The sequence below is a fragment of the Haemophilus influenzae genome (genome assembly GCF_900475755.1).
GTDB classification, from domain to species: domain Bacteria; phylum Pseudomonadota; class Gammaproteobacteria; order Enterobacterales; family Pasteurellaceae; genus Haemophilus; species Haemophilus influenzae_D.
Window position 1 is genome coordinate 1,233,066 of sequence record NZ_LS483411.1, and the last position, 12,483, is coordinate 1,245,548.

At 36.4% G+C, this 12,483-nt stretch carries 11 protein-coding genes; 6 read left to right on the plus strand and 5 right to left on the minus strand.

Going from position 1 to position 12,483, the window contains the following annotated elements:
- Positions 1-56 precede the first annotated feature (56 nt).
- From DQN24_RS06100 to DQN24_RS06115, 4 genes are all read left to right on the plus strand, one after another.
- Positions 57-479 carry a CidA/LrgA family protein gene (locus tag DQN24_RS06100; RefSeq protein WP_021035280.1) on the plus strand — a complete coding sequence of 141 codons (423 nt, stop codon included), beginning with the start codon at positions 57-59 and terminating at the stop codon, positions 477-479.
- Between the two features lie 17 nt (positions 480-496).
- Positions 497-1,192 carry a CidB/LrgB family autolysis modulator gene (locus DQN24_RS06105; protein WP_041175344.1) on the plus strand — a complete coding sequence of 232 codons (696 nt, stop codon included), beginning with the start codon at positions 497-499 and terminating at the stop codon, positions 1,190-1,192.
- Positions 1,193-1,314: 122 nt separating this feature from the next.
- On the plus strand, positions 1,315-2,670 hold the full coding sequence (locus tag DQN24_RS06110; protein ID WP_021035278.1) for an anti-phage deoxyguanosine triphosphatase: 1,356 nt from the start codon (positions 1,315-1,317) through the stop codon (positions 2,668-2,670).
- Positions 2,671-2,748: 78 nt separating this feature from the next.
- Positions 2,749-4,692 (plus strand): ABC transporter ATP-binding protein, encoded by a 1,944-nt coding sequence (locus DQN24_RS06115; RefSeq protein WP_111695543.1) that lies wholly within the window; start codon positions 2,749-2,751, stop codon positions 4,690-4,692.
- A gap of 80 nt (positions 4,693-4,772) precedes the next feature.
- Here the strand turns inward: DQN24_RS06115 and DQN24_RS06120 are convergent, their stop codons facing one another.
- From DQN24_RS06120 to potA, 4 genes are all read right to left on the minus strand, one after another.
- Positions 4,773-5,855 carry an extracellular solute-binding protein gene (locus DQN24_RS06120; RefSeq protein WP_005650701.1) on the minus strand — a complete coding sequence of 361 codons (1,083 nt, stop codon included), beginning with the start codon at positions 5,853-5,855 and terminating at the stop codon, positions 4,773-4,775.
- A 129-nt stretch (positions 5,856-5,984) separates the two neighbouring features.
- Positions 5,985-6,755, minus strand: a complete 771-nt coding sequence (potC, locus tag DQN24_RS06125; RefSeq protein WP_021035276.1) for a spermidine/putrescine ABC transporter permease PotC — start codon at positions 6,753-6,755, stop codon at positions 5,985-5,987.
- Positions 6,755-7,615, minus strand: coding sequence for a spermidine/putrescine ABC transporter permease PotB (potB, locus tag DQN24_RS06130; protein ID WP_041175343.1), 861 nt, complete (start codon positions 7,613-7,615; stop codon positions 6,755-6,757). The genes potC and potB overlap by 1 nt, the downstream gene beginning before the upstream one ends.
- Positions 7,599-8,717: a spermidine/putrescine ABC transporter ATP-binding protein PotA gene (gene potA / locus DQN24_RS06135; RefSeq protein WP_021035274.1), complete on the minus strand. Its 1,119-nt coding sequence runs from the start codon at positions 8,715-8,717 to the stop codon at positions 7,599-7,601. Before potA ends, potB begins: the two co-directional genes overlap by 17 nt.
- Before the next feature lie 296 nt (positions 8,718-9,013).
- Here potA and pepT point away from each other — a divergent pair, with 296 nt between their 5' ends.
- Positions 9,014-10,252, plus strand: a complete 1,239-nt coding sequence (gene pepT, locus DQN24_RS06140) for a peptidase T (protein WP_111695544.1) — start codon at positions 9,014-9,016, stop codon at positions 10,250-10,252.
- A gap of 570 nt (positions 10,253-10,822) precedes the next feature.
- Here the strand turns inward: pepT and DQN24_RS06145 are convergent.
- Positions 10,823-11,305 carry a Dps family protein gene (locus DQN24_RS06145; protein ID WP_040033813.1) on the minus strand — a complete coding sequence of 161 codons (483 nt, stop codon included), beginning with the start codon at positions 11,303-11,305 and terminating at the stop codon, positions 10,823-10,825.
- A 274-nt stretch (positions 11,306-11,579) separates the two neighbouring features.
- On the opposite strand from DQN24_RS06145, the gene cdd reads away from it, so the two are divergent.
- A complete protein-coding gene (cdd, locus tag DQN24_RS06150) occupies positions 11,580-12,458 on the plus strand; it encodes a cytidine deaminase (protein WP_050848188.1) in 879 nt (292 codons plus the stop codon).
- Positions 12,459-12,483 lie beyond the last annotated feature (25 nt).

Consider the following 12,483-nt stretch of genomic DNA (forward strand, 5'->3'; position numbering starts at 1 on the left):
AAAAAAAGCGTAAAATAATTTTGAAATATTATGAAAATAGTTGAAAAAGGTTGTATATGATTCAAAAATTATTTTTATTAGTTCGTTCCTTGGTCATTTTATCCATTATGTTATATCTCGGAAATCTTATTGCTTATTACATTCCAGCTGGCGTTCCGGGAAGCATTTGGGGATTATTGCTACTCTTTTTAGGTTTAACAACACGAGTAATTCATTTAAATTGGATTTATTTAGGTGCAAGTTTGCTAATTCGTTTTATGGCGGTGCTTTTTGTGCCAGTGAGTGTGGGAATTATCAAATATTCTGATTTATTGAGAGAGCAAGTTAATATTTTGCTTGTTCCTAATATTGTGAGTACTTGTGTCACGTTACTTGTTATAGGATTTTTCGGTCATTATTTGTATCAGGCGCAATCTTTTACACATAAACGCAAAAAAGTAATGAAACGTAGAGAAAATCAAGTAAAACAAGCGAATTAGTATGTTAGGAAAGTTATATGCAGCAGTACATTATTTATTTTTATACATTTTTGACTATTTTTGGATTTTGGCTAGCACTACAAATTAGTAAACGTTGGAAGTCAATGATTTTTAATACTTTTGTTTTAACAGTATTAATTTTGGCGGCGATTTTAGTGATAGGTAAGATTCCTTACGATGATTATATGGCAGGAAATGCGCCTATTAATAATTTACTTGGCTTGAGTATCGTCGCTCTTGCATTGCCTCTTTATGAACAACTTCGTCAAATTGCCAAACAATGGAAAATTATTCTTTCAACGGTGGTTATAGCTTCTTTTTTAGCGATGTTAAGTGGTGGACTTTTAGCATTTCTTTTAGGTGCAACGCCCGAAATGATCGCAACAGTTTTACCTAAATCCATCACAACGCCTATTGCGATGGAAGTTTCTCGTCATTTAGGCGGCATTCCAGCCGTAACTGCAGTTGGTGTTGTGGTTGCTGGTTTGCAAGGATCGATATTTGGTTATCTTGTATTAAAAAAATTAGGTATTAAACATCAAGAAGCCATTGGGCTTTCTGTTGGTTCGGTTTCTCACGCACTTGGTACAGTAAGCTGTATGGAAACTAATCCAACTGCAGGCAGTTACAGTTCGATTTCTCTCGTGCTTTGTGGAATTATTAGTTCTATTCTCGCCCCATTTGTATTTAAGCTGATTTATTTCTTTGTTTAAATATCAATAAAAATTCAACCGCACTTTATTCATTCTAGATTTTGTTTGTTCTAGATAAAGTGCGGTTGTTTTTTACGCTGAATGATTAGATAATGCAGAAAAACTAAATAAAACAAAGCGATATGAAATTACTTACGGTTAATTCTTCTTGGACAGAACGTTTTCTACCCGATCCTCCACGCGAAAAAGATAATCGTCCACCATTTCGTCGCGATCGTGGGCGAATTTTACATTCTGCCGCCTTTCGTTGCTTACAAGCGAAAACCCAAATACACGCAATTGGCGAAAATGATTTTTATCGCACTCGCTTAACCCATTCTTTGGAAGTGGCTCAGATTGGCAGTAGTCTAGTTGCTCAGTTGAAATTTGTAGAAACCTTTGAAAGCCTTTCGCAAACATTAAATATTGATAAAAACGAGTTGCAAAAACAATTAAAACCTTTATTGCCGAGTAACGATCTTATTGAGAGTTTGTGTTTTGCTCATGATATTGGGCATCCGCCTTTTGGGCATGGTGGCGAAACGGCATTAAATTATATGATGGCAGAGCAGGGCGGTTTTGAAGGCAATGCGCAAACCTTTAGAATTTTAACGAAACTTGAGCCTTATACTGAAAATGCAGGGATGAATCTAACGCGTAGAACACTATTGGGTGTCGTGAAATATCCTGCGTTGTTAGATGTGGCTTCGCCTCAATATGCAGAACTTAATTTTTCTCGCAATATTGATCCTCGTTTTGTGCGTATTCACGATTGGATTCCAGGAAAAGGCATTTTCCGTGATGATTTAAAAATGTTTAATTGGTTGCTGGAAAATCTTTCTGAAAATGACCGCACTTTATTCTGTCAATTTAAAAAAGTGCGGGAAAATCCAGCTGAATCTTTACATACTCGGTTTAAATCGCTGGATTGCAGCATTATGGAATTAGCAGATGATATTGCCTATGGCGTACATGATTTAGAAGATGCCATTGTGACTGGCGTGGTAAATCCTCATCAATGGCAAGCGGCACATTCCGCATTGAAACAAATTCCTTCAGCTTGGTTGCAAGAAAATATTGATTCAATTAGCCAACGACTTTTCTCTGATAAACATTTTGAACGAAAACAAGCCATTGGTGCATTGGTGAACTTTTTTATTACTAATGTGCGGTGGAAATTAACGGCAAATTTTGATGAACCTTTGTTACGTTATAACGCAGAGTTGTCACCTGAAGTGATTATTGCACTTGGTGTATTTAAAAAATTTGTTTGGGATTATGTTATTCGCAATGTGGATACTCAACGAATCGAATATAAAGGGCAGAGAATGCTGACAGAAATGTTCCAAATTTTTGAATCTGACCCAGAGCGTTTATTACCAAGAAATACTGCAAATCGTTGGCGTAATGCACCAGAAGAAGGGAAAAAACGGATTATTTGCGATTATATTGCAGGTATGTCAGATGCGCACGCCTTGCGGGTATATCAGCAACTTTGACATTGAATTGATGGGATTTTTTATGCAAACTGTATAGAATAGTGCGGTTAATTTTCACTGAATTTTTATGGGGCAGTTGTGGCATTAATTAGTTTAACCAATGGATACCTTTCTTTTAGCGATGCACCTTTATTAGATCACGCAGAACTACATATTGAACCGAATGAACGCGTTTGTTTAGTTGGGCGTAACGGCGCAGGTAAATCAACTTTATTGAAAATCATCGCAGGCGATGTGCTCATGGATGATGGCAAAATCCAATACGAAAAAGATCTTGTGGTTTCTCGTTTAGAACAAGACCCACCGCGTAATGCGCAAGGCAACATTTTTGATTATGTCGCGGAAGGCGTAGGGCATTTAACGGATTTATTGAAAGAATATCATCATATTTCTGTTCAATTGGAAGAAAATTATAGTGATCAAATTTTAAGTCAATTAGAGCAAGTTCAGGCTAAATTAGAACACGCTGATGGCTGGCGATTTGAAAATAAAATCAATGAAGTATTGTTAAAACTAGGTTTAAATCCAAACACAAAATTATCCGCACTTTCGGGCGGTTGGTTACGCAAAGCGGCACTAGCACGCGCATTGGTGTGCGATCCTGATGTGTTATTACTTGATGAACCAACCAACCACTTGGATGTGGAAGCTATTGAATGGCTGGAGAATTTCTTACTGGATTTCCAAGGTAGCATTGTATTTATTTCCCATGACCGTTCTTTTATTCGCAAAATGGCAACACGCATTGTGGATTTAGATCGCGGTCAATTGCGGTCTTATCCAGGAAATTACGATTTATATTTAACCACAAAAGAAGAAAATCTACGCGTTGAAGCCTTGCAGAATGAATTATTTGATAAACGTCTAGCACAGGAAGAAGTGTGGATTCGCCAAGGTATCAAGGCTCGCCGTACAAGAAATGAAGGGCGAGTGCGAGCATTAAAAGCGATGCGTGAGGAACGCCGCCAACGCCGTGAGGTAATGGGAACAGCCAAATTACAGTTAGACACCTCAAGTCGTTCAGGCAAAATTGTCTTTGAAATGGAAAATGTGAGCTATGAAATCGCAGGAAAAACCTTATTAAAAGATTTTTCAACAACGATTTTACGTGGAGACAAAATTGCGCTTGTTGGGGCAAATGGCTGTGGGAAAACCACGTTCATTAAATTATTGCTGGGGGAAATTCAGCCAACATCAGGAAAAATTCGTTGTGGCACCAAATTAGACATTGCTTATTTTGACCAATATCGTGCTGATTTAGATCCCGAAAAAACCGTGATGGATAATGTAGCGGATGGCAAACAAGATATTGAAGTCAATGGTGTAAAACGCCATGTGCTAGGGTATTTGCAAGATTTCTTGTTCTCGCCAAAACGTGCAATGACGCCAGTTAAAGCCTTATCTGGGGGAGAGAGAAATCGTTTATTGCTCGCCAAATTACTGCTTAAACCAAATAATTTATTGATTCTTGACGAACCGACCAATGATCTCGATGTAGAAACATTGGAGCTTTTAGAAGAAATTTTGACTGATTATCAAGGCACATTGTTAATTGTGAGCCACGACCGTCAATTTATCGATAATACTGCGACAGAATGTTATTTATTCGAAGGTGAAGGGCGTTTGAATAAGTATGTGGGAGGATTCTTTGATGCGAAACAGCAACAAGCCAATTTCTGGGCAAGTAAAGCAACAGAAGAACAAGTTAAAGCGAAGAAAACTGAACAGCTAAAAGAAGAAAGTTCGGTAAAAAATGACCGCACTTCTAAGCCGAAATCAGTGAAACTTTCTTATAAAGAACAACGTGAGCTAGAACAACTTCCACAACTATTGGAAGAATTAGAAACCAAAATCACCATACTGCAAGCTGAAATAGCCGATCCAGCATTTTTCCAACAATCTCACGATATTACCGATGCTAAATTAAAAGCATTATCGGATGCTGAAGCTGAATTAGAAAAGGCATTTTTACGCTGGGAAGAATTGGAAGAAAAGAAAAATTTGGCTGACGGTAAAGCTTAAAAAATAACGCCCGAAAGGGCGTTTTTATTTAGAGGAAATATTGCACAGAATCAGATTTTAATTCTTTGCTAATTGACCAATTATTTTGCTGCTTTTAATTCTTGATAATATTGTTCATAGAATTGGATTGCATCGCCAACGTCATCTTGCCAGTGACTATTTTTTAATATATCAGCTGACGGATAAATCGCTGGATCTTCAGTGATTTCTTTTGGTAATGCTTTTTTCGCTTCAATATTTGAGGTTGGGTAACCGATAGCTAAGGTTAATTTTTCAGCTGTTTTTTTCCCTAACATGTAGTTAATCAGCTTGTGTGCGCCTTCAGAATTTTTAGCTGTTGCAGGAATTGCAAGAGTATCAACCCAAAGTACAGGACCCTCTTTTGGGAATACCATATTTAGAGGTGCTTTTTCTTTTTTAGCAATACGTACCGAACCATTCCATAATTGACCCACTTCCACTTCGCCTGAGATGAACGAGTTAGCTGGGTTATCGGAATTGAAAGAAAGTACATTTGGACGTAATTTCAATAATTCTTCATAGGCTTGTTTGATAATTGCTGGATCTTGAGTATTTGGATCTTGACCAATTTTCAATAAAGCAATGTTGAATACTTCACGTGCATCGTCTAATAACTGAACTTTGTTTGCAAATTCTGGTTTCCATAAGTCTGCCCAAGAAGTGAATTGTTCGCCTTTGTAAGTGTTGGTATTGAATGCGATACCCGGCGCACCTAAAAGTTGCGGAAGAGAGTATTTGTTACCTTTATCATAAGGTTTATTGAGCCAATCAGGATCTAATTCTTTAAGAACAGGTAATTTGCTGTGATCAAGTTCTTTTAACATTCCTTCGCGTGCCATTTTAGAAACGAAGTAGTTAGAAGGTGCGATAACATCATAGCCACCAGACTCGCCTTGAGTTTTGAGTTTTGCGTACATTGTTTCGTTTGATTCTAGGCTTGAAACGATAACTTTGATGCCAGTTTCTTTAGTAAACTCATCTAAAAGACCATCTGGTACATATTCAGTCCAAGTGTAGAGATACACAGTGTCATTAGCAGCAGCCGTAGCTTTTGCAGTTTCTTGCTTAGCATCTTTATCGTTGCAAGCGGTTAAAGTTGCAGCTACGAAGCTGGCAGTAATTAAACCTGCAAATTTTTTCATTTTTGTTTGTTCTCCTGTTAAAGAGTCGTAAAAAACCACCTGCCGAATGACAGGCATAAAAAAACGCCTTGATTGTGCGTCAAGGCGTATTCTATTTTAAATTCAAAGGTTTGTGAAACCTTTTGTTAATTAATGGTTATTTTTTCGTGTAATTAGCTGGCTTAAAACGACAAGAGCTAATGAAAGCACGATCATAATCGTTGCTAAAGCATTAACTTCAGGTGTTACACCGGTTTTCACTAGAGAGAATATTCTCAATGGTAAGATTTCATAACTTACACCACTGACAAATGATGAAACCACAACATCATCTAATGAAATAGTGAAACTTAATAACCAGCCTGATACAACTGCAGGTAATGCTAAAGGAAGGATAATTTTACGTAAAATGGTCACTTCACTTGCACCTAAGTCTTTCGCTGCTTCTAACATTCTAGCATCAAAGCCATTTAAGCGAGAGAAGATGGTTACGGTCACATAGGGTAAACAGAAGGTCACATGGGCTAGTAATAAAGACCAGAAACCTAATGAAATACCGACAATCATAAATAACGCAAGTAAAGATACTGCCATTACAATATCTGGAGACATCATAACGATAAATAGCATACCGCTTACTGCTTGTTTACCGCGGAATTTATAGCGGTAAAGTGCGATTGCAGTTAATCCACCTACAATAGTAGCTAGTGTAGCCGCAAAAAATGCAATAGTTACCGAATGAATCGCAGCTTGTATTAAGGTGTCGTTATTAAATAAACGCTCGTACCAATTCCAACTAAAGCCTTTCCAGCTTAAACCATAACGATCTGAATTGAAGGAATTGGTTACCAAGATAATAATTGGGATATACAAATAAGCGTATACCACAAACATAAATGCATTACGTAGTAAACGACTCATTATTCTAACTCCACTTTCTTATTCAATAGTTTGTTTGCTCGGTAGTACACGAAAATCAACAATGCCATTAGAACAGTTAAACCAATACTGATTGCAGAACCAAATGGCCAGTTACGAGAAATTAAGAATTCGCTCTTAATTACGTTCCCCACTAGTAATACTTTTGCTCCACCAAGTAGGTCTGCTACATAGAACATTCCCATTGCTGGCAATAATACCAATAAACAACCTGCAATAATGCCTGGCATAGTTAATGGTAAAATCACTCGGAAGAAACGTTGGAATGCATTTGCACCTAAATCTCTTGCAGCCTCTAATAAGCGACCGTCTAATTTTTCAATGGCAGAGTAGAGTGGCAAAATCATAAATGGCAATAGCAAATAAACTAATCCAATGATTACCGCAATTTCAGTATTCAAAATGCGAACGGGTTCACTCAAAATTCCCATGTCTATCAACATGGTGTTAAGCACACCTTTCACACCGAGAAACACTTTCATTCCATAAATACGAACCAATGAGTTTGTCCAGAATGGTAAAACCACAAGGAACAATAAGAGCGGTCGATATTTAGGATGAATTTTGCTCATCATAAAAGCAAATGGATAACCTATTAGTAAGCAAATAATGGTGGCGATGCCCGACATAGACAATGAATTCCACACAACTTGTGCATAAAGTGGATTAAACAAGTTTGTATAGTTTTCAACAGTAATTGGGAACGCATAAAAGTTGCTACCGTCTCGAGTCAGAAAACTGACGGCGAATACCAACAAGTTTGGAATCAACACAAAGAAAATGAGCCAACTGAAGATAATCGCAACAGTAATTTTCTGGAATTTATTATTGATTATCTTCATCGTTGAGAACAACCTCCCAGCCCTCATGCCATGTAATGCCTACGCGCTGACCTACGCTATGATCCATATATGGATCGTCTTCATTAAAGAATTCACTTACAAGGACACGCATTCCGTTGTGATCAAACTCTACCGTTGATTCTAATGTCATTCCTTTATAAGTGCGGTCAATAATATGACCGATAATCGCTTTAGAATGTTCATTTTCATCTAATTCTTCAATCACAATATCTTCAGGGCGAAGGAGTACTTGAAGTTTTTGCTCTTTCTCAACAGGCATGTCTGTGTAAATATCACAAACTCGACCTTCAACATTCGCCAGTACAACTTGTTCTGATTTACGTTCAATCACAGTGGCTTCAAATACGTTAATTTCGCCAATGAAACGAGCAACGAATAAGTTCGCTGGATCTTCATAGATTTCACGTGGAGAACCATCTTGTGCGATTTTACCTTTACGCAATAATACGATACGATCAGACATTGTAATCGCTTCTTCTTGATCGTGGGTGACGAAAATAAAGGTAATGCCAAGCTGACGTTGTAACATTTTGAGTTCTTGTTGCATTTGTTTACGCAATTTGTAATCTAATGCAGATAAAGACTCATCAAGTAGCAACACTTTTGGTTTATTTACTACGGCACGAGCGATGGCAATACGTTGTTGTTGTCCGCCAGAAAGTTGAGTTGGCTTACGATCAGCCATTTCTTCTAACTGTACCATACGCAAGGCTTCTAAAACACGCGGTTTAATTTCGTCGTTTGGTACTTTTTGCATACGCAAACCGAAAGCTACGTTCTCAAAAATTGTCATATGTGGAAAGAGTGCATAGCTTTGGAATACCGTATTAATATGACGTTTTTCCGCTGGCACATTGGTAATATCTTCGCCATCTAAAATAATGCTACCTGAATCCAATTCTTCTAAGCCTGCAAGTAAGCGTAAAACTGTGGTCTTACCACAGCCTGAGGGGCCAAGAATAGTGACAAATTCACCGTTATTAATTGTAAGATTGAAATCGTTAATAATAGTGTTAGAACCATAGGATTTTTTGATTGAACGAAGCTCAATAATAGGCTTGTTTTGAAGCTGATTTTCCACTAGCTTTGGTTTTCTCCCTAATTTCACCAATGATTTGGTACTGAGTAGAAATAAAACCTGCAAGACTGCAGGGGCGACATATAAAAATAGACGCTTATGATATAGCGAATTGTTAATAATGAAAAGGGCTTAATGCCTTAGAAAGTAAAAAAACTGCCATTCATAAAAATAACGAGAAATTTAACCGCACTTTCGATGTATTTTACTTCGTTAATTTTATAAATATTGTTATATATCAAGATGTTTTCTATTTTTCTCGTTAAACTAAAAAAGATATTTTTAAAAGGAGCGAGAATATGATTTCTCAAACAGATAAAACAGAACTTTTAGAACGATTTTTACATTATGTGTCTTTTGACACCCAATCAAAACCTCATGCTAAGCATTCCCCTAGCTCAGTTGGACAAATGAAGTTAGCCATGCAGTTGCAAAAAGAGCTCACCCAACTTGGTTTAGAGAATGTTGAAGTAAGTAAATACGCGGTGGTGACAGCATTTTTACCCGCTAATGATCCTAACTTAACGAAAACCATCGGTTTAATTGCGCATCTTGATACGTCTCCGCAATGTAGAGGCAAAAATGTACGCCCCGAAGTGATAGAGCAATATCGTGGCGGAGATATTGCATTAGGTATTGGCGAGGAATTTATTAGCCCTGTTTATTATTCTTTTATGCAAAAATTGGTCGGGCAAACGCTTATTGTTGCCGATGGAACCACTTTGCTTGGGGCGGATAATAAAGCGGGAATTGCAGAAATTATGACCGCACTTTCCATTCTTCAAAAAGAGAATATTCCTCATTGCAATATTCGTGTTGCTTTTACGCCTGATGAAGAAATTGGTTTGGGAATCCATTATTTCCCAATGGAAAAGTTTTCCTGTGATTGGGCATATACTATTGATGGGGGAGAAGTAGGGGAATTAGAATACGAAAACTTTAATGCAGCAACGGCAAAAGTGCGGTTTTTCGGGCGGAATATTCACACAGGTTATGCAAAAGGAAAAATGCTGAATGCACTGACTTTAGCTTGTGAGTTCCAGCAAGTTTTTCCTGTTGATGAAGTACCAGAAAAAACGGATGGGAAAGCGGGCTTTTATCATTTAGAAGATTTTTCTGGCGATATTGAGCAAGTAGATCTCACTTATTTGATTCGTGATTTTGATGAGCAGAATTTCGCACAAAGAAAAGCTTTTATTAAAAGTCAGGTGGAAAAATTTAATGCTAAAAAAGGTTTGAAAAAGCCTATTGAGTTAGAAATTCAAGATAGCTACCAAAATATGTATGATGTGGTAAAAAACGTTCCTCAATCAATTGAACTTGCTGATCGCGCAATGAAAGCGGTGGGAATTAAACCAAATCATAAGCCGATTCGAGGTGGTACAGATGGGGCATTTTTAGCATCTGAGGGTTTAGCATGCCCAAATATTTTCACGGGTGGTTATAATTTCCATAGTAAACACGAATTGGTTTCTTTACAAGGCATGGAAAAGACGGTTCAAGTAATTATCGAAATGCTGAAATGTAAAGATTTGTAAAGAAATGTAAAGATTTTTCTTGCTATTCTTTAGATTACTCAATATAATAGTGGCGTTTTATCGAGATTCCTTTGATAAAGCTAAACTTTAGAGATTTTATTCATAAATTCCTTTTTGATGCCCCTAATTATTTAGGGGCTTTTTTTATCTAATTGGACAAGAAATAATAAAATAGCTAACAAATTTAATATTTCTTCATTTTAAATTATTTTTTATCCTATTAATTTAACTCTAAATTCTCAAGAATATATTTTATCAACTAAAAATAGTTAATAATCAGAATTTTTAACGCTCTACAATATTTATTTCTATAGATTTATTTACTGATTTAAAAAACCGTTAAATTTAGCGGCTAAATTGACTAAATTAGTTTAAAGAGGTCGCTGTGAATAATAGGTATAAGAGTTTCCTTTATTCAGACTGAATTTGACATTCCTATTCTAAATAGGAAACTCTTACTTTTGAGGTAATTTGTTAGATCAAGTTTGATCTTAGACAAATTAAATTTATCTAACTTTATTGAGTTAGATTGATTGCAGGTTAGTTTTCGTTAGCGTTGAAATTTATTCATTAAGCGTGACAAGTTTGGCAAGCTGCTTGGAACATCCATACCAATTTTTCTTGTTCTTTAATGTAGTCACTCATTTGTGATGCAGTACCTTCATCATTAGCATTATTTGCAAAAGAAAGAATTTCACGTTGTTGATCTAGCAATGTTTTTAGACCTTGTAATGTACCTGATAAACACTCTTGTGCGTTACTTACTGCAATATCTTCTTTAATTCGAGATATTTTTAAGTATTGGCTGTAAGCATTATTTGGTGTGTAACCTAAAGTTAAAATACGCTCAGCCACTTCATCAACTCTAGCAATTAAATTAGTATAAATTTCTTCAAATTTTGTGTGTAATGCAAAGAAGTTTACGCCTTTAATGTTCCAGTGGTAGCCCCGTACATTAGTATAGAAAACTTGGTAGGTTGCAAGTAGTTCATTAAGTTTATTGGCTAATTCTGCTGACTGAACTTTGTCTAATCCGATAGATGTTTTGGACATAATAATTTCCTTTTTCTAGTTGAATAATTGAGCTAACGCCCTCCCTTTGGTATGGGTATTATACGTTTCTATAATTTGCAGTGAAATTGTTCTATTCAATATAATTGATAGCCTTAGCCTTATTTGTTAATAAATTGTAATAAATAGAAGCTATCAAAATAAGTGATCAAGATCACAGTTTTAATGAATATTTAATCAAACTATCGCGGCTAACAGTAAATTTTGATTTAATAAGTACAGTTATAATTTTTAATATTTTTTCTAAGGATATGTTATGCAAGAACTTATTAAGCACGCCTTGCCACAAGATGATGCACTCAATCAAGCTATTGTGAATGAACTTCGTTCACAAAGTTGGGCTGGTTTTTTAAATTATTCCCAAGTGCAACTGCTTTGTCGTAATTTTGAACTTACATCACTAAAATTAGCTATGCACTTGTTGCCACTTGCCGCAAGTTATAGTCATACTGCTATTTCTCATTTTAATGTGGGGGCAGTTGCTATTGGCGAACAAGGGGATTTTTATTTTGGTGCGAATCAAGAATTTGCTAATTCAGCCATTCAGCAAACGATTCACGCGGAACAAAGTGCAATTTCTCACGCTTGGTTGCGTAATGAACGCCGTATTTCAGATATGGTGGTCAATTATACGCCGTGTGGGCATTGTCGTCAATTTATGAATGAATTGCACGGTGCTGAAAAAATTTCAATTCATTTGCCACATAGCCAAAATAATCCGTTACATTCTTATTTACCTGATGCTTTTGGACCAAAAGATCTCGATATTGCGGCGCATCTTTTAGCGGAAGAAAATCATCATTTAGTTGCAGATCATCAAGATGATTTGGTTAATCGAGCTATTTTGGCTGCAAATCAATCTCATTGTCCTTATTCAAATAGTCCGCACGGCATTGCGATTTTATTTAAAAATGGAGATGTGGTAACAGGACGTTATGCAGAAAATGCTGCATTTAATCCGAGTTTACCAGCATTGCAAACTGCACTTAATTTTGCTTATTTAAATGATAAAAAATTGACTGATATTGAGCGAATTGTGATGGCTGAAAAAGCATTAAAACTGAGCCATAAAACGATGGCTGAAACCTTATTATCCACATTAACTTCAGTAGAGTTAGAGTATTATTCGTTGTAAATATGAAACGCGAGTAAAATAAAAA

Coding starts and splice junctions, on each gene's coding strand:
- DQN24_RS06100 (WP_021035280.1), top strand. CDS start 57: ATGATTCAAAAATTATTTTTATTAGTTCGTTCCTTGGTCATTTTATCC.
- DQN24_RS06105 (WP_041175344.1), top strand. CDS start 497: ATGCAGCAGTACATTATTTATTTTTATACATTTTTGACTATTTTTGGA.
- DQN24_RS06110 (WP_021035278.1), top strand. CDS start 1,315: ATGAAATTACTTACGGTTAATTCTTCTTGGACAGAACGTTTTCTACCC.
- DQN24_RS06120 (WP_005650701.1), bottom strand. CDS start 5,855: ATGAAAAAATTTGCAGGTTTAATTACTGCCAGCTTCGTAGCTGCAACT.
- potC (WP_021035276.1), bottom strand. CDS start 6,755: ATGAGTCGTTTACTACGTAATGCATTTATGTTTGTGGTATACGCTTAT.
- potB (WP_041175343.1), bottom strand. CDS start 7,615: ATGAAGATAATCAATAATAAATTCCAGAAAATTACTGTTGCGATTATC.
- pepT (WP_111695544.1), top strand. CDS start 9,014: ATGATTTCTCAAACAGATAAAACAGAACTTTTAGAACGATTTTTACAT.
- DQN24_RS06145 (WP_040033813.1), bottom strand. CDS start 11,305: ATGTCCAAAACATCTATCGGATTAGACAAAGTTCAGTCAGCAGAATTA.
- cdd (WP_050848188.1), top strand. CDS start 11,580: ATGCAAGAACTTATTAAGCACGCCTTGCCACAAGATGATGCACTCAAT.